Annotated in this window: 16 protein-coding genes and 1 pseudogene; 11 read left to right on the forward strand and 6 right to left on the reverse strand. The window is 31.9% G+C overall.

The genetic code is table 11. From position 1 onward, the window contains the following. Nucleotides 1-228: 228 nt before the first annotated feature. A complete protein-coding gene (locus IEU88_RS05300) occupies nucleotides 229-1,956 on the forward strand; it encodes a solute:sodium symporter family transporter (RefSeq protein ID WP_103373430.1) in 1,728 nt (575 codons plus the stop codon). 244 nt (nucleotides 1,957-2,200) lie between these two features. Here IEU88_RS05300 and IEU88_RS05305 read toward each other — a convergent pair whose 3' ends face one another. Then, nucleotides 2,201-2,908, reverse strand: a complete 708-nt coding sequence (locus tag IEU88_RS05305) for a peroxiredoxin (protein WP_103373429.1) — start codon at nucleotides 2,906-2,908, stop codon at nucleotides 2,201-2,203. A gap of 307 nt (nucleotides 2,909-3,215) precedes the next feature. On the opposite strand from IEU88_RS05305, the gene IEU88_RS05310 reads away from it, so the two are divergent. The 7 genes and pseudogenes from IEU88_RS05310 to IEU88_RS05340 all read left to right on the forward strand — a co-directional run. Then, a complete protein-coding gene (locus tag IEU88_RS05310; RefSeq protein WP_103373428.1) occupies nucleotides 3,216-3,653 on the forward strand; it encodes a cytochrome P450 family protein in 438 nt (145 codons plus the stop codon). Beyond that, on the forward strand, nucleotides 3,616-3,789 hold the full coding sequence (locus tag IEU88_RS05315; RefSeq protein WP_160148679.1) for a hypothetical protein: 174 nt from the start codon (nucleotides 3,616-3,618) through the stop codon (nucleotides 3,787-3,789). The genes IEU88_RS05310 and IEU88_RS05315 overlap by 38 nt, the downstream gene beginning before the upstream one ends. Nucleotides 3,790-3,871: 82 nt before the next feature. Continuing rightward, nucleotides 3,872-4,471 carry a cytochrome P450 gene (locus tag IEU88_RS05320; protein ID WP_142383049.1) on the forward strand — a complete coding sequence of 200 codons (600 nt, stop codon included), beginning with the start codon at nucleotides 3,872-3,874 and terminating at the stop codon, nucleotides 4,469-4,471. 90 nt (nucleotides 4,472-4,561) lie between these two features. Continuing rightward, the gene (locus IEU88_RS05325; RefSeq protein ID WP_103373426.1) at nucleotides 4,562-5,881 is read left to right on the forward strand and encodes an MFS transporter; all 1,320 of its coding nucleotides are present in this window, start codon (nucleotides 4,562-4,564) and stop codon (nucleotides 5,879-5,881) included. Nucleotides 5,882-6,055: 174 nt separating this feature from the next. Then, on the forward strand, nucleotides 6,056-7,483 hold the full coding sequence (locus IEU88_RS05330; protein ID WP_103373425.1) for an aldehyde dehydrogenase family protein: 1,428 nt from the start codon (nucleotides 6,056-6,058) through the stop codon (nucleotides 7,481-7,483). Nucleotides 7,484-7,739: 256 nt separating this feature from the next. Then, the gene (locus IEU88_RS05335; RefSeq protein WP_103373424.1) at nucleotides 7,740-8,819 is read left to right on the forward strand and encodes an aldo/keto reductase; all 1,080 of its coding nucleotides are present in this window, start codon (nucleotides 7,740-7,742) and stop codon (nucleotides 8,817-8,819) included. A 182-nt stretch (nucleotides 8,820-9,001) separates the two neighbouring features. Then, nucleotides 9,002-9,561, forward strand: a pseudogene (locus IEU88_RS05340) (BCCT family transporter); the annotation flags it as partial. A gap of 245 nt (nucleotides 9,562-9,806) precedes the next feature. Here IEU88_RS05340 and IEU88_RS05345 read toward each other — a convergent pair. Both IEU88_RS05345 and IEU88_RS05350 read right to left on the reverse strand, forming a co-directional pair. Next, entirely contained in the window at nucleotides 9,807-10,787 is a 981-nt protein-coding gene (locus IEU88_RS05345) for a 5,10-methylene-tetrahydrofolate dehydrogenase (protein WP_103373423.1), read from the reverse strand. A 20-nt stretch (nucleotides 10,788-10,807) separates the two neighbouring features. Continuing rightward, the gene (locus tag IEU88_RS05350; protein ID WP_096809819.1) at nucleotides 10,808-11,908 is read right to left on the reverse strand and encodes a hypothetical protein; all 1,101 of its coding nucleotides are present in this window, start codon (nucleotides 11,906-11,908) and stop codon (nucleotides 10,808-10,810) included. Between the two features lie 152 nt (nucleotides 11,909-12,060). Here IEU88_RS05350 and IEU88_RS05355 point away from each other — a divergent pair, with 152 nt between their 5' ends. Both IEU88_RS05355 and IEU88_RS05360 read left to right on the forward strand, forming a co-directional pair. Beyond that, nucleotides 12,061-12,687, forward strand: a complete 627-nt coding sequence (locus tag IEU88_RS05355; RefSeq protein ID WP_229719011.1) for a flavodoxin family protein — start codon at nucleotides 12,061-12,063, stop codon at nucleotides 12,685-12,687. A 305-nt stretch (nucleotides 12,688-12,992) separates the two neighbouring features. Further along, nucleotides 12,993-14,141 (forward strand): alcohol dehydrogenase catalytic domain-containing protein, encoded by a 1,149-nt coding sequence (locus tag IEU88_RS05360; RefSeq protein ID WP_096809822.1) that lies wholly within the window; start codon nucleotides 12,993-12,995, stop codon nucleotides 14,139-14,141. Between the two features lie 748 nt (nucleotides 14,142-14,889). On the opposite strand, the gene IEU88_RS05365 is transcribed toward IEU88_RS05360, so the two are convergent. After that, nucleotides 14,890-15,069 (reverse strand): hypothetical protein, encoded by a 180-nt coding sequence (locus IEU88_RS05365; RefSeq protein ID WP_096809826.1) that lies wholly within the window; start codon nucleotides 15,067-15,069, stop codon nucleotides 14,890-14,892. Between the two features lie 281 nt (nucleotides 15,070-15,350). Beyond that, entirely contained in the window at nucleotides 15,351-16,547 is a 1,197-nt protein-coding gene (locus IEU88_RS05370) for an SAM-dependent methyltransferase (RefSeq protein WP_269668774.1), read from the reverse strand. Nucleotides 16,548-16,732: 185 nt separating this feature from the next. On the opposite strand from IEU88_RS05370, the gene IEU88_RS05375 reads away from it, so the two are divergent. Next, nucleotides 16,733-17,254 (forward strand): DUF308 domain-containing protein, encoded by a 522-nt coding sequence (locus IEU88_RS05375; protein WP_096809828.1) that lies wholly within the window; start codon nucleotides 16,733-16,735, stop codon nucleotides 17,252-17,254. 338 nt (nucleotides 17,255-17,592) lie between these two features. On the opposite strand, the gene IEU88_RS05380 is transcribed toward IEU88_RS05375, so the two are convergent. Next, nucleotides 17,593-18,852 (reverse strand): aminoacyltransferase, encoded by a 1,260-nt coding sequence (locus IEU88_RS05380; protein ID WP_096809830.1) that lies wholly within the window; start codon nucleotides 18,850-18,852, stop codon nucleotides 17,593-17,595. Nucleotides 18,853-18,869 lie beyond the last annotated feature (17 nt).

An 18,869-nucleotide genomic window follows, 5' to 3' on the forward strand; every position in this document is an offset into this window, starting at 1 on the left:
CTCAATTGATTGAGTGAGTGGGACTTATATGTGCATTTGATTCAAGTGAGATGCTCCAATCCATTTATCTTTTTCTTGAAAATGTAAAACCAAATAACTAACAACATAGAATATATAAAGCAAACCCTTAAAAAGAGGCTGGTTAAAATATAATTATGTTATAAAGAAAGGCAAATGGTGAATATATAAATAACGATATGGCATTTATATATTAAAAAGGGGGATTTTATGAGTGGAACGCTATTTACGCTTTTTTCTTGCGCTGGGTTTATGGCATTAGTTGCTTGGTATGCTTATTACAAAACAAAAAATAAAGTTAATGATTCTACTGGTTATTTTTTGGCAGGTAGAACGTTAACAGGCAGTTTTATAGCTGGTTCATTAGTACTTACAAATTTATCTGCTGAGCAATTAATTGGGCTGAATGGACAAGCATATAACGCTAATTTAACTAATATGGCGTGGGAAGTGACAGCAGGTTTTTCAGTTATTATTTTATCACTTATACTTTTACCACGCTATTTGAAAGGAGCGTTTACTACACTTCCAGAATTTTTAAACGATCGTTTTGACCAAGGCACAAGACTGCTTGTTGTGATGCTATTTATGCTTGGTTATGGTCTAGTGACGATACCTTCTATTTTATATTCGGGTGCTATCGCTGTATTACAATTTTTTGATATACCTTCTATGTTAGGTATCACCTTTGAACAGTCTATGTGGTTATCCGTTTGGGTAATAGGAATAATAGGATCTATGTATGCAATTTTTGGCGGCTTACGTGCAGTTGCTATTTCCGACACGATTAATGGCATTGGCTTACTTATCGTTGGGTTAATCGTGCCTATATTAGGATTCATCACGTTAGGAAGCGGGGATTTCTTAGTTGGTATAAAGACGGTCATTACAGACCACCCAGAAAAATTAAATTCGATTGGCTCGAAAGAAGACGGCGTCCCTTTTGGAACCATTTTCACGGGTATGATATTTGCAAACCTATTTTATTGGGGTACAAATCAATATGTCATTCAGCGAACGTTAGGGGCTAAAAATCTTGCTGAAGGTCAGAAAGGCGCTTTATTTACTGGTTTTTTGAAAATTTTAGTTCCATTTTTAATGATGGTGCCTGGTGTTATTGCATTTCATTTATACGGTTCTAATTTAAAAACCATGGACTTGGCGTATCCAACATTAATTAATGATGTTTTTCCTAAATTTTTAAATGGATTCTTTTTAGCAGTATTACTAGGTGCAGTATTTTCGAGTTTTAATTCACTATTAAACAGTGCTGCCACTATGTTTACTTATGACATTTACAAAGTTATTTTTAACAAAAAAGCTAATGATCAACAAATGATAAGGGTTAGCCAATGGTTCTGTATTACTTTATCATTGATTACATTCTTTATATCTCCACTTTTAATTTATGCACCTGATGGTTTATGGACAGTAATTAGAGAATTTACAGGTTTCTTTAATATACCAATTATTGCAATTGTGTTAATCGGTATATTTTCTAAACGCGTCCCTGCTATTGGGGCTAAAATAGTTATAATCTCTCATGTATTTATTTATTATTTTTTGATGTGGGGGATGCCAACTTTTCTTAATGTGACGCTTCCCATTAATTTCATTCATATTCAAGGCGCGCTTTTCCTAGCAGAAATTATATTTTTATTAGTTATGGGCAGATTCAAACCACTAAAACAACCCTTTGTTTTTATAAATAAGTCTAGGGTAGATCTTACGCCGTGGAAATATGCAACACCGGTTTCAATTTGTTTAGTAAGCACTATGATTTTTACTTTTACTTTATTTTCTAAAATTGGCTTAGCTATAGAAGATGGCATCGTATCCATCTGGTTTTGGCCTTTTACATTAGTGTTGGTAATCGCTACTTTGATAGCATCTTTAATTGCTGTGCAATCATGGAAAAGAAAATACTTAAGCAAATAAACCCAATTAAAATAAGACAATGTCTTATTTTGTAGTGAACATTTATGAGCATAACATGTAATTATAGTATTGATTACCATACATCTGCAAAATAGCATCTCTCTTAAGATTACAGCCTCAATCCATGTTCATGACAAGAAAGCAAATTGCTACAAAATATTGGCATAAAACGTGCCCCCAAAATTTCTTTAATTAGAAACCTTTTGTGGGCTGAATTTTGAAATTTATACGTTAGACACTTAAATTACTTATCTTGTAAAAAAGCATTATAAATACTTTTTGAATGATCGTCACTATCCTTTTCACAATAATACCAATTCTTGCACTCGTAATCTGCGTTCTCCATTCGGTTTTTAGCATCCTTAATAATACTTGGAGAGGGAGCTAATATTTTATCTCCTGTTTCCCAATTTGCAGGTGTAACATGTTCTGTTTTATCTGTTGTTTTTAAAGCTTTGATTACACGTAGTATTTCATTTATATTACGGCCTATAGTAGCCGGATAATCTATAACTGAACGTACCACAGAATCTTCATCAATAATAAAAATAACTCTTGAAGTTTCTGAACCGTTACTTTCTTTAGATAACATGCCGTAGTCTGTTGATATTTGTTTATTTAAATCAGCGATTAAAGGAAATTCTATTTGTGTATCGAAAGTTTCTTCTATACTATTTAACCACGCTACATGTGAAGTTATATTATCTACGCTAATACCCACAACTTCAACGTTCAGTTCTCTTAATTTTGAAGAAGCAACTTGTAAAGCTACAAATTCTGAAGTAGAAACCGGGTCAAAATCAGAAGGATGTGCAAATAGAATAAACCATTTACCCTTATAATCGTCTAAAGATATATTTCCTTGAGTCGAATTCGCGTTAAAATGAGGCGCTTGTTCACCAACATACGGCATACTGTTCATTTTTTGATAATCGTTCGTTTCAAAAGCCATTGATACCACCTCGTGTATTTATAAAGTTTTAATCAAAAGTGAATAATGTGAAACCTAGATTTAAACAAACTAAATTTCTACTTAAACTAAGGATGAGTGAGTAAACCATTTATTTTTTTCGTAATGAATTTAAAAAATTCTGAAATTCACTTTTTTACTTTTATTCCCAAGCATTATGTCATTAAACATTTAAAAAAATTAACGAAATAGATTTTCTAAATTAAAACGATAAAAAATTTATATTGCCGTGTGTCGCTGTTTTAAATTTACATATAAGGTAATAACAGATGTGGAAAGGGGATATAGAATGAAAAAGATACCTAAAGAGCACGGTTTAGATCACACTTTAAGTTTATTAAATGAAGGTTACTATTTTATAATTAATAGAAGCGAAAGACTAAATACGAATATATTTGAAACAAAATTGTTAGGCGAAACAGTATATTGCCTAAGTGGAAGTAAAGGTGCAGAACTATTTTATGACAGCCACTTATTCAAAAGAAATGATGCTGCGCCTATCAGAATCCAGAAAACACTTTTTGGGCAAGGTGGCGTTCAATGTCTCGATGGAGCAGCGCATCGCCAAAGAAAAAATATGTTTATGCGATTAATGAACGATAACGCGATGCAGGAAATAAGCACCTCAATTCATAAACACTGGAAAAAATATTTTAATCATATTTCAGAATCAGAAAACATTAATATGTATGAAGCTTCAAAAAGTTTTTTTACAAACAGCTTGTGAATGGACAGGAATCCCTTTAAAAGAAAATGAAATCGATAAAAGGGCTGAACAATTATCTGAATTATTCGAAAACGCGGCATCTGTCGGATTACAACATTGGAAAAGTAGAAGGGCGCGAACAAATGCAGAAACATAGATAAAAGATATAATTCATGACACTAGATTAGCTCGTTTAAACCCATGTAAAAACAGTGCTTTATATCAATTTACTTGGCAACTTGGATATAAATAACGAACTACTTGAAAAAGTAGTCGCTGTTGAAATTTTAAACTTATTAAGACCTATGGTAGCTGTGTCTGTTTGGGTGGCTAATATAGGGATAGGGATGCATCAATTTCCTGAAGCAGCAAAGCAATTACAAAATGGGGGTAATCAATATATAGAAATGTTCTTACAAGAAACAAGAAGATATTATCCGTTTTTCCCTTTCGCAGTAGCGAGAGTACAAAAAGATTTTGAATACGAAGGCTTTAAATTAAAAAAAGACACGCTAACGCTTTTGGATTTATATGGAACAAACAGACATCCAAAAGACTGGTCTCAACCAGAAACGTTCCTACCAGAAAGATTCATTAATTGGAAACAAACACCATTTAATTTTATACCGCAAGGTGGAGGTAATTATGATTTTGGACATCGTTGTGCTGGAGAATTTGTCACAATGTCTATGATGAAAGCTACAATTCACTATCTAATTAAATATATTAGTTATGACGTACCTGAACAAAACTTTGATTTTAATTTTAATTTTAATTTTAATGATATTCCAGCTGTACCTAGTGACGGTTTTACGATTAATAACATCCATTATTTATAAAACTTAATTAATTTTTAATAAACGGATACATTGACTGTTCGAAAACGATATATTAACACTACTACTTTAATTTGCAAAAGGAGGAGAACCATGGAAAATGCTCAAAACTCAGTCAAAACTTCAGAAGTAAGAAAAAAAGTAGTTGTAACATCTATGGGGAACGCAATTGAATGGTTTGATTTCGCATTATATGCGCAATTGGCAACTTATATTAGCCATAACTTTTTTGGAGATGTGGCAAGCCAAAATCAATTACTTTTTACTTTTGGAACATTTGCTATTGCTTTCTTAATGCGCCCAATCGGTTCACTCGTCTTTGGATACATTGGGGATAAACAAGGCAGAAAAGTAGTGTTAACCATTACAATTACGATTATGTCTGCCTCTACATTAGCCCTAGGTTTACTACCTACTTCGGATCAGATAGGGATATGGGCCCCTATACTCCTATTAGTGGTAAGGATGGCTCAATCCTTTTCTACAGGGGGCGAATATAGTGGCGCTATGACCTATATTGTTGAAAGTTCTCCAGATAAAAAAAGGGGACGACTTACGAGTGGACTTGAAATGGGGACTATGATAGGAAATGCTTTAGCCGCAATTACCGTAGCTACACTTTTATATTTTTTAACTACAAATCAAATAGAGACATGGGGTTGGAGAATTCCATTTTTACTAGCAGCGCCATTTGGCCTTGTAGTCGTTTACTTAAGATTTAAATTAGATGAAACAACATCGTTTAAAAATAAAACAGAGGACTCAGAAAATAACATTTTAAAAGCTTTTAAAGATTATAAAAAAGAAGCTGCCTTAATGGCTATAGGGGTTATATTTTTAAATGTAAATAATTTTATGTTCTTAACCTATTTACCTTCCTTTTTAAAAAGTAACATCGGCATAGATGCTCAATATTCTACGATTCTCAATGCAATAGCATTAATATTGATGCTGCCATTTATTTTTATGTTTGGTGTATTGAGCGATAAATTTGATAATAAAAAAGTGCTTACATTTGGGCTGTCTAGTTTCGTTTGTTTTTCAATACCCGCATTTCTTCTTATGGACACCGGCCACCATATCTTTGTCATTTTCTTAGGTATAATGCTACTTGCAATCATGTTATCTGTTTTTAATGGTGTTATGCCCTCTACATTGCCTGCAATCACGCATACAAATGTACGAATGAAATTCCTGTCTATTATATACAATCTTGGAACAGCTATATTCGGTGGGATTACGCCATTTATTTTATCAATACTAGGCAATTTAAAAAATGGCGCTTTAGCTCCAGCATTTTATTTAATATTTATTAATTTAATTGGATTAGTTGTTTTTGGTATTTACTTTAAAGCTACTTCTAATAAGCCTCTCAAGGGTTCTAACCCTAACATTGATATAGAAAAATCGTAAACATTATTAAAATAGTAGCGTTATTAAATCGTATATCCCATGTTTAATTTATTAACAAAAAGGAATCCCCATTAATAAGACCAACAAGAATATAAACATTGCAGTAAACACTTAGCATTTAAGTTCAACATCCAAGATAGTGCATAATAAATTTTTAAGAGGATGTGTTGAAAGATGAGAATGCAAGTTAAGCAATATATAAATGGCGAGTGGATTGAAAGTACGAGTGGTGAAACCATCAACGTTATCAATCCAGCAACTGAAGAAAAAATGGGCGAAATTGCTAAAGGTAACAAGCAAGATGTAGATAAAGCAGTAGAAGCTGCACATAATGTTTATCTTAATTTCCGTCATACTTCAGTACAAGAACGTCAAGATTTATTGTCGAAAATTGTTGTAGAATATGAAAATCGTAAGGAAGACTTGATTGAAGCTATGACAGAAGAATTAGGCGCACCTGTCAAAGTATCAGAAAATGTACATTATCAAATGGGCTTGAATCATTTTGCTGCAGCAAGAGATGCACTAGATGACTTTGAATTCGAAGAACGACGTGGCGATAATTTAATCGTAAAAGAAGGTATTGGCGTAGCTGGATTGATTACACCTTGGAATTTCCCAACAAATCAAACTTCACTTAAACTCGCTGCAGCTTTTGCAGCTGGTTGTCCAGTTGTTTTAAAACCCTCTGAAGAAACACCATACGCAGCGATTATCCTAGCAGAAATATTTGAAAAAGTAGGCGTCCCTAAAGGCGTTTTCAATTTAGTAAATGGGGATGGCGAAGGAGTAGGCAATCCCTTAACGGAACATCCTAAAGTACGTATGATGTCATTTACTGGTTCAGGAGGCGTTGGCGCTAAAATTATGGAAAAAGCAAGCGAAGATTTTAAAAAAGTTTCGCTTGAATTGGGCGGAAAATCTCCTTATATTGTTTTAGCTGATGCTGATATAAAAAGCGCAGCAGAAGCAGCTGTGGGCAAAGTAGTAAATAATACAGGGCAAGAATGTACAGCTGGAAGTCGTACAATCATACCGAAACCTATGAAAGAACAATTCTTAGCAGCTGCAAAAGAAAAAATGTCAACGCTAAAAGTGGGTGACCCACAATCCGAAGAAACAGATTTAGGGCCACTGATCAACCAAAAACAATATGACGGTGTACAAAATTATATAGAAAAAGGAATCGATGAAGGTGCTTCTCTTATATATGGCGGCGCTGGAAAACCTGAACAACTTGAACAAGGTTACTTTGTAAAACCAACGATTTTTAGTGACGTGAATAACCAAATGACGATTGCCCAAGAAGAAATATTCGGCCCAGTAATGTCAGTGATCACTTACGAAAATTTAGAGGAAGCTATTAAAATCGGAAACGATACAAAATACGGACTAGCAGGATATGTATACGGTGAAGACAAAGAAACACTCCATAAGGTTGCTCGTTCAATTGAAGCAGGTATTATAGAAATTAACGAATCAGGCCAAGCTTATAATTTACCGTTCGGTGGCTATAAACATTCTGGTATAGGAAGAGAATGGGGAGATTATGGTATTGAAGAATTTTTAGAAGTTAAATCAATTGCTGGATATTATCAATAAATTGGTAGTACAAGAGGAAATTTAGAATGTAACATTTGCATGTACTTTTCAACTAGTTGCTTAAATATATAAATGTGTGGCTGTTTTCACACTTGAGAAGTGGGAACAGCCCCTTTATTTGTAATAAAGACTTTTGAAATATATGGTATTTGTAACGCTTATATTACTAAAAATTTATACATTCTTAGTTTTGTTTCAATCTAATTATAAACTAGAGTATCAAACACCCATACAATTTATTCTAGGAGGCTAAATTATGGATTATACATTATTAGGCCATTCAGGGTTAACTGTTTCAAAATATGCTTTAGGCACAATTCCGTTCGCAGGTACAAATGGTTTCGAAAATGCTGGTGGCATGACCCAAGAAACCGCAAATTATATGGTAGATTATGCGTTAGAACAAGGTATTAACCAATTCGATACAGCTAATTTATATTCAAAAGGTGAGTCAGAAATTACTTTAGGAAAAACTATCCGAAATAAACGCGAAGAAATGATTATCAGTAGTAAAACTGGCGTACAATTATCAGAAAACCCTAATGATGGCGGGGCGACTCGTATTAATATTGAACATTCCATCGACAAAACATTAAAACGTTTGAATACCGATTATCTAGACTTATATTACGTACATTTATGGGATGGACAAGTGCCTGTGGAGGAAACTATCCAAGTGATGAATGACTTAATTAAAAAAGGAAAGATACGTTATTGGGGCGTTTCTAATTATAGTGGATGGGCATTAGCGAAAACCCACACGCTAGCGTCAGCCAACAATATGGCGCCACCGATTGCTCAACAAATTTACTATACTCCAGAAGCAAGAGAGGCAGAATATGAATTATTGCCTGCAGGCAAAGAGTTAGGCGTTGGCAATAGTATTTGGTCTCCTTTAGGTGAAGGCTTATTAACTGGAAAAATTAATAGAACTCAATCTGGAGAAGCTGGCACAAGACAAGGGGATGGTTGGCCAGAACCTTATATAAAAAATAAAGCATTATTTTATCAATTGATTGATGTCATGCAAGAAATTGCTTTGAATTATAACGTGTCTGTAGCACAAGTAACGCTTGCTTGGTTAAGAGATAGACCTAATGTAGATTCTATAGTCCTAGCCGCAAGAACTGAAGCGCAGTTAAAAGATAACATCGCGTCTTATCATCTACAACTAGCAAATAGTGAAATTGAAGCGATTAGCAATTTAACGACACCAGAACCGATTTATCCGTTATGGCATCGTGCGATGAACGCATACGATAAAGCTTCAGAAGCGGAAAAAATATATCTTAGTGAGTATAATAAACTTATGAACGACAAAAACAATTTATTGTAAGTTAAAAGCCAAGAAACTGGTACATTAAAATAGATAATAAAATTAACAATATCATAAATAATAAATAATGGTTAATAGTTAGGCTGTTTTCATAAATATCATATGAGAACAGCCACTTTTAATGTTTCAAGAGGTTCGTTAAAATTTCTGTATAACTATTAAAATGTATTATGTGTTTACGAATAATATGCTTTCTCTTTTTTACTGTTTTTGGCGCTTCAGCCATTTATTTACAAAATAACAACGTGGAAAACATAACTAGATTTGCTACCGAAACAGCAACGTTTGCTACCTTACAACATTATCCATTAGGCTTTATTTTAAGCATGCTCACATTGATTGTTATAGCTATATTCTTTATTACTTCAGCTGATTCAGCGACTTATGTTTTAAGAATGTTAACTACGAAAGGTTCTATCTCGCCACCTAGTTTTGTGAAGGTTCGTTGAGGGTGATTTTAGCCTTATTTTCTATCATCATGTTTTATACAGGTGGTATGCAGTCTATACAAAATTTGCTAATCATTACTGCTTTAACTTTTTCTATCATTATTATATTAATGATTTGTTCTTTTTTTAAAGCTTTGCATGACTATCACAAATTAAAAATGTATTTTGAAAATTATAAATCACACTTAAGATATATATTATTTTATAAAAAGATACATATGCGTAGTTGCACATGTATCTTTTTATTGTTTTACACTTGCGTATCAGTTTTAGTTCATATAAAACAACTATAAATTCCAATCATTATTATGCGAAATTTCAGTGTTTTCGTTTCTTTTTAATATGTTTCTCTTACCAAATTCAAGACTTCAAAATTCTGAAAGAAAACACCCTCGAAATATTATTTTTTAAGATAATGATCAACGTTTTTTTCTATTTCTTAAAACTCTATACCTATTTTTTTGTCGATAACCATATGTGCTTTCTAATACAAGTTTTTCATCAGATAACCCAATTCCAATAGCGCCGACAACTGTAGCTAAAGAAGAAGCAAACCATGCATATCCAGATAACGTGTAAAACCTATACCTTCTTTAATGCCTAAAGTTTGCCCTAAGAAACTGGGTGGTAATAAAGTTACAGAAAGTAATAAAAATAAAAGGAACAAAATGAAATAAAATATTAAAATAGAACTCATTAAAGTTGATAACGTGGTTAAGTTATATAGTTTCCTAAATTTCTTTCTGTTTTTTTTAGATGGCACTTCCCATAAATTATGGGAAACAGTGATCCAAGCGAGCATTCCTAGAATGGAAGATACAGAAGCAAGTAACAGTCGCCATCCATTAAATAAATAACTTAATTGCCACATTGTAGTAAATGCCATACAAAAAGCACCTGTAGTAAAACCGATAGCTAGTACGCCGCTTAGTGTTTGTAGCATATTAAGTGGGTTATTAATAAATGTCATACCCGTAAGTATACGCATATAGCCCTTTATTTTAGAACCTAATATAAAACGTGTATGGAAGCTATCCGTTTCTTTAATTTTCAACCTTACACTTTTATAATTTCGGGGAAATATATTTATGAAAGAGGGGCTTCGTTTATTATTAGAATCATTATCACTTTCACTTATAGTTAAGGCCATTTTAATAATTAACTGTTTTATAACGTTCTTTTTAAGTTTCCATCCTAAAGAAGGGAGCGAAATTAAAATAACATCATTTTTTTCATTTATATCAGCGTTAACTACTTTGCCTTCATGAAATATTGGTAAGTCTGTGATTCCAATGGTAACGTCCCAAGCATTTTTTTTAGTATGCGCATTTATTTTTTGGAATATCTCATTAATAGATTCAGCAGATCCTGTTAAGGAATCAACGATGGTTTGAACCTGCCATTCTTCTGTGTTTTGACTTACTTCTTTTAAAGCACAAGGAATCATATCAATTAATGTGTTCACCTTTTTTTCGGCCTCTCCAGGTGAAACAACTAGGCCTAAAATTTTTTTATTCACTATGAACACCTCACTTTATATTATTTCTTATTTGAAGATTTGGCTCTATAGTATCTATTTAATTGTCTATAAGAATAAGTGATTTTTCTGATTTTTTCTTTTTTCTGCATTGTAGAACCGAAAGCACCCACTATCACGCCCAATGAAGTAATAAACCAACTTAACTTTAAATAATTGAGGGTTGAATGCTCAGGGTTAGCTTTTCCCCACATAGTGAACAACGTTTCTGGTATAAAAAATACAATCATTAAAGTCAACATTATATATAATATTAAATAATTTGTAATGGTTACGACACTTAATGTTGTAAAAGTAGTGATATTGTATATAAATCTGTATTTACGCTTATTAGCTGAAGCTTTAGGTTCCCATAAATTATGGGTATACATTAACCAAACAACCATACCAATAATAGCTATAAGTGTAAGCATGATAAAACGAATTAAGGAGAAATTGTCACTTAATTGCCAAGGTGTGGGAAAAATAGATATATAAGTACCAGTTGCAAACGATAAGGATAATATCTTTGTAAAAGAAGTTATCGCTTTCCATGGTTGGTTTAAATATGTCATCCCGCTAATAGTCTGCATTTTCCCAATCATTCTAGAATTTATAATATAGCGTTTGCTAACATGTTTTTTATTTTTAAAATCTAATTTATTAACCTTTGATAATAGGTTTGTTGTTATATGCATTTTTTTAATGTGCTGAGGATTATATTGTGCTGTTTTTGAAAGCAAATCATTGAGTATGTCTTTAATGATATTATGTGCCTTGCTTGTCATATTAATTGCACCTAGACTCGGGAGGAAAATAAGCGCAGAATTTTGGCTGATGTTCACGTCAGAGATAATCGTCTTCTTTTTTGAAAACCTAGGTAAATCTGTTAAACCTATTATATAATCCCAATTTTTCTCTTCTCTAATACGATTAATGATATGCATTGCTTTATTTATATGCTCAGAAGAATCAGTTATTGGGTCTTTTTTTATTTCAAACTTTAAATTTATATTCCAATTGTTTTCTTCTTTGATATTTGTAGATAATTTATTAACAATCTTAGACGTGATTTTTTCTGGCATCCCTGGTGAAGGGACTAAACCTACAACGATGGCATCCAATGTATCCCTCCTTTACTTTACGACTTCTTCAATCTATAAATTTTATATTCCCTTAATTGTTAGATAAAAACTGCGAAATAATTAACAGCATAATATATGTTGTCAATTTACAATTTTAGGGTAAACAAATCGTAATATAGAAAGGAGTTTATATGATGAAGTTAAATGCAATTATTTTAAACGGCTCTTTGAAACATGGAGATGAAGGTTCTAATACTGAAGCTTTAGCAAAAGAAGTTATTGAAATTTATCAAAAAGAGAATGTAAACAGCGAAATCATTCGTTTAAGTGACTATCACATTTCATATGGCATATCTGATGATATGGGCGAAGGTGATGAATGGCCTGAAATTTTAAAAAAAATTGCAAATGCGGATATTTTGATTATTGGAACACCTTTATGGTTAGGAGAAAAAAGTAGTGTTGCTACATTAGCGATTGAACGGTTATATGGCAGTAGCAGTTTAACAAATGAGCAAGGTCAATCAATTTTCTATAATAAAGTAGGCGGCGCCGTAGTTACAGGTAATGAAGATGGCGCTAAACATGCAGCAACTTCCATATTATATTCGCTATCTCACATCGGGTTTACTATACCACCGAACGTCGATGCATATTGGGTAGGCGAAGCTGGTCCAGGCCCTTCATATATGGATATTGATTACGAAAATGACTTCACAAAAAAACATGTAGAAATGTTAGCATATAATACCATTCATTTAGCTAAAATTTTCAAGGAAAACCCTATACCGAACAAAGGTAATCTATTAAATGACTAAAAGCAAAATTTGAAATCATTTTATAAACGTAACAAATAAGGTTCTTGGGCAACATCCTTCTACAAACTACCACGCTAACGATGACACTTGCCTAAGTGCTCAATTTAAAATTGTTTATTAAAATTAGCAAAACGTATTTTCAAAACTAAATCGAACGGTAATAAAGAAGACATTATAACGAAGACAACTCTTATTATCGTAGTAACCAACCAATCTATAATAAACAAAAGTAACCTAAAGTTTATTTATTACAATATAAGGGAAAAATTTATGTGACACAGTAAAAATTAGAAAGAGGTGGCAATATGAAAGCAGTTACTTTTCAAGGACAAAAACAGATGGAAGTAAGACAAGTCAAAGATCCTAGCATTGAGGCAACTACAGATGCAATCATTAAAGTTACAGCATCCGGTATTTGTGGATCGGATTTGCATTTGTATCACCAAGGTGATTTAATGATGGATCCAGGATTTGTTATAGGGCATGAACCTATGGGCATCGTTGAAGAAGTGGGTAAAGACGTTAAAAAACTTAAAAAGGGCGATCGCGTTGTCATACCATTTAATATCGGTTGTGGAGATTGTTATTATTGTAACCATGATATGGAATCTCAATGTGACAATTCAAATCAAGATCCAATAAACTGGAAAATGGATAATGGCGGTTTGTTTGGTTTTGGTAGTATGCACGGCAATCACTGGGGAGGCCAAGCCGAATATCTTAGAGTGCCATATGCAGACTTTTCTTCTTTCGTAGTACCTGATAATGATAAAAAAGATGAAGAAGTACTTTTTTTATCTGACGTAGTGCCAACTGCATATTGGAGTGTAGAACATGCTGGTGTTAAATCAGGTGATACTGTAGTTATACTCGGTTGTGGACCGATTGGTTTAATGGCTCAAAAATTCTCTAAAATGAAGGGGGCTAAACGCGTAATCGGTATAGATAATGTAACGCATAGACTGCAACACGCGAAACAATATAATCAAGTTGAAGTTTACAATTTCGACGAAGAAAAAGAAATCGGAAAATTACTTCGTGAAACAACGCAAGGCGGCGCAGATGTCGTTATTGATTGTGTAGGCATGGACGGTCAAGTAAAAGAATCTGAACGTAATTTAAGTTCAAATTCAGCGCAACGTGGAACGATAAGTCCAATTGATACGGCGGCTGAAGCAGTAAGGAAATTTGGCACAATTCAATTAACAGGTATATATGCCAGCCCAGCAGACGATTTTCCGTTAAATTTAATATTTAACCGTAACGTTCAAGTAAAAACAGGCCAAGCGCCAGTCATCCATCTCATGCCAAAACTATATGACATGATTCAAGATGGCACTTTTGACCCAACTGATATTATTACGCATACGATGCCTTTAGATGAAGCAGCTGAGGCTTATGAAATATTTGATCAGAAAAAGGATAACAATATTAAAGTCGTGTTAAAACCTTAAATACGCTACAGCAAATCTATCATAACAATATTTTGAACAACAAACACTATAGAGCCTTATCTAAAACTCAAGAGAAATGTTATAACAATTCAAATAGTAAACAAAAAAATCTCCACGTAAATCAGATATTTATTAATGGAGATTTTTTTATGAGGAATTCAATTATATATTTAAAACTAAAATAAAAAAAGCAATCATCGTAGTCATATAGTAATTTAACTTAAAATTCAACATAATAAAATGACTCATATTATCTGATTAGCTTATAGAGATAGACATCAAATAATCTAATCAGATAAACTAGTATTCAAAAAGTGATATAAAACTTTAAGTAATTAAGTATCACAAAGTGGAGAAGCATCTCAAATCGTAAATACAACTATAAACCTAACTTTAATATAACTTCCTATAATATATATTATGTAAACTAAAATATGAAAATAAATATAGTAATTGAATGATATGTCTTTTACGATACGTTTCATCAAGTTACTATAGGTGTATACGTTATTCAATTGTAATTTAAACTTTAAGTACATACGTTTATATATAGCCATCGTTATCTATTGAATATCAATTTAGTTTTAAATATTTCATATCATAAACTTTATATTGACTAAGCAATTTAAGCGTATTTAAATTGCTTAGTCAATATATATACTTATAAGTATGCCAATACATCTTAATTAAACTGATAAACTGACGTTATAATCTAAACAAGCAATAAGTTGCTATATACTAATTATAATTATTTACTTAAATTAATTGATAGTTTATTAAGTACAGCGCTTTGTCTATAAAGTGAACTATCTATAAAAATGTCTGTGATCTTATCTATTGCAGTTAAATCATTTACAATAGCATGAATATCAACACACGGTAATACAATTTGATGCTCAAATATAGGAACGTCAGCGTCATAAATCATTAAAAATAGTGCATTCGTAGTAAAATGGCTGCTATAAGTTTACAAATGACAGGTTTTGCTATAAAAATATATAATATTTTAGTCTTTAACTGATGGTTTTGAAGTAGTATATTAAACTATAAAGTTTACATAACATAAATAAAGTAAACTAATAAAATATTAAGTCTACTTCTTATAGCAATAAATCGCGCTTTTTTCACATATTTCACGTGTTTCCATCAAAAAAACCCAAAGAACCGAGACATTGTACATATCCCGGTTCTTTGATGAATGGCTATTTATTACTCATCCTCTTGGTATAAATAATCTCTTGTCATCGGTAAATCATTGTTCACACCTTTTGTAATCAAGAATTGATGTAAATCCGACACACCATAAGTGAAGTTTGCAGCACATGCATTTAAATATAAACGCCACATTCGAATAAATCGTTCATCAAATTGATCACGAACTTTATCTATATTAGATTCAAAGTTTTCTACCCAATGACGTAACGTTAATGTATAGTGTCTTCTTAGGCTTTCCACATCAACAATTCTTAAATTATTTTGTGACATATGGTCAATTAATTCTCTAATCGATGGAATTGCGCCTCCTGGGAAGATATATTTAGTAAGGAACTCATTACCTTCTACTTCCTCCAGGCCGGTAATACAATGCAACAGTGCTACTCCACCCTCTTTTAATAACTTGTGTGTATTATCCATAAATGTTGGGATATTCTCATGACCGACGTGTTCCAGCATACCTACGCTCACAATGCGATCAAAGGTTATATTTTCATTCATAAGGTCTCTATAATCCATCAATTTCACATCTACTTGCCCTACTAATCCTTCAGCTTCAACACGTTCTAATGTTTTTCTATATTGCTCTTCACTTAGTGTGATTCCCAATGATCGAACATTATATTGCTTTGCAGCTTCAATGATGAGATGTCCCCATCCTGAACCAATATCTAACAAACGTTGCCCTGGCTGTAAATTCAATTTTTTTAGTATATGGTTCATTTTATTGACTTGTGCTTCGTACAATGAATCATGTTCTGATTTAAAATATGCACATGAATAGTTCATAGTAGGATCTAACCAAAGACGATAAAAATCATTGCCTATATCGTAATGAAACGAAGCATTTTCTTTAGATGTTTGTTTGTTATTCCCTTTTTTAGTTGATTTGCTTAATTTTTTCTTAGGTTGATTTATAAAACTACTTTGTTTAGAAAATATCGTTTCCATTACATATTCTAAATGACCTTCTACTTCAATATCTTTATCCATATAACCTTCAGCTAAGGCAATCATAGGATTTTCTTTTAAAGATTTTCGATTTAATGGTTTATTAAAAGTCAAACGGAATTTCGAAATTCCGTCATTATAATGGATTGTTGAACCATCCCAAAACGTCACATCAAACGGCTCCGTTGATAAATTTTTCAATAACTTTTTGTATATCACTTTTTTAATTGACATAGCCATTGATTAAACACTCCTATACATACTTTCTAATAACATACTATATATATAGATTGAACTTAAATAGAGATTAAATCAAATATTACAATTTAGCTTTCTATAAACAATTAACATAATAATATTATTGAAAATAAACGTGTTGAAGGCTATGGTTTGGGGTAAATATTACTTAGAATGGGGTGAAATAGATGTATCCAAAAACAGGCATCAAATGGTCTAGCTTATTAATTGGCGTTTTTTTCTTAATTATTGGTGTATTTATCGTTAGTTTTCCAGAAGAAAATTTATTTGCTATTACTTGGTTGATTGGTATTTTATTTATTATTAATGGTTTTATTGAAATATTTATCAGACGTGTTATGAAACAAGCGACTCAAAATGGTTCCAATATACTTATTGTATTGGGCATTATTAATATTATCATCGGTGTACTTATATTATTTAATGTAGTAACAAGCACGACATTTATCGTTTATTTATTCGCGATTTGGTTTATTATTAACGCACTTTTTAATATGTTTACTGTGACACCAGCAGAAAAATCAAATAGAGGTTTCCATAGTTTATCTATCATTTTAAATATTATAGAAATCATATTTGGGGTTATTTTACTATTCAACCCTCTTATAGCAGCTGTTATCATTGCTATATTTATGAGTGCTGTTTTCTTTATTATTGGCATAACTTATATTATAGACGCCTTACATTAATAAGTTTCAATATATATTAAATATTGAAATATTTCTTTTAGTAATTTAACAATCAAAGAAGCATATTCCTGAAATATAAGGAATATGCTTCTTTGATATATTTTTAATTTTATATTATAAAATTATTTTTTACTATTCTGTTAATAGAATGAATTGATATTGCAAATGATATGCGTTGTACTTTATACTAAAAATGTGGAAGACAACTAGAATTTACATTACATGATAATCCACTCAAAGTTCACTGTTATATGAAGTGTGTGTCTTTATATAACCGACTTTTGAACATAAGAAAGCATACTGGATTGGGGCTTATGTTTACCAGTATGCTTTCTTTTTTATTTTTTGATTTTTTTTCTAATATTATTCAATGTATTAAATAACCAATATTTAGATTTCTTAATCGGTTTATAAAAATCACCAATTAATTCTTCTATTTGTACTCCAAAACCACGTTTAAATCGATATACGCCATAATCTTCACTGTTTTCAGTAAAATCACCTGATAAACCGTAGAAGTTGTAACGGCCGTATCCATGATCAAAACAATAATTAATCATATGCCAATGCATCATATAAGGGCCCATATATTGGTTATATTTTTCAGATGAACCACCTGAAAAATAATTCACTTCATAAGCATTAGCAAAATACACGCCTGCCGCAAGATTTAAAATAGAACCGTCTGTTAACCTTAACTCACTGGCATGTAACAATTCTTTTTTGTCATGCTCAATTTGTTTATCTATTTCAGCAATTTTTTTTAGTTGTTTATCTGATTTATTTTCTTTTTGCATCATTTGATCTCTGCGTGCTTCTTTATCATTAATACTTTCTTGTGTATTAATGATATATTCGTCTAAATCTATATAGGCTAAAGGAAGTAATGCTTTGTCTCCATAATTGTCTATAAAATTATAGAAATATTCATCCGTTTTAGATACAAACCCAGCCCGCTCTTCTGTTTCACGGTAAAGCGATAAAAAGAGATCAAATTCATCTTTTTCTAAAAATCTTACTTTTACCCCAAAATTAATTGCCTTATTAATATTACGCTTTCTTTGACTATCAAATTGTTTTTTTAGTGATGCTGGCGTTTGGCCATCCAAATTCAAAACGCCCATCCATCTTACTTGACTTGATGTATCATATTCAGTTGTAAATCCATGGTGTGTATAGCCATGAGACTTAAATAAATTAACAAGCGCATCACTTTTTTCATGATTGGGTAATGGATTAACGTCTTTATCATAGATTTGATATATCCAATATGGATCCATTTTTACATACAAACAGTTTTGTTTTTGAAGATAAGTATCTAATTCCCGTAAATAGAAGTCCACTAAGCCTAAGTCTTTATAATCCATTACTGGACCTCGATTTGAATAATATACATAGCTACCCATCGTTGGAATTTTAGAGAAAAGACTAGCAGCAATCACTTGATTATCATCATCTTTTAAGCCCAATAAAACAACTTGAAAACCATCTTCTTCTCTAGTAGCTATATTTTCCTTTACTTGAAAATAATGACTCTCTAATGCTGGGTTTTGTACAAAATTGTCATATTCTTTGACAGTTAACTCTGTAAATTTCATTATAGCTAGTTCCTTTC

Origin of the sequence: Staphylococcus nepalensis, from assembly GCF_014635045.1 — a bacterium.
GTDB classification, from domain to species: Bacteria; Bacillota; Bacilli; order Staphylococcales; family Staphylococcaceae; genus Staphylococcus; species Staphylococcus nepalensis.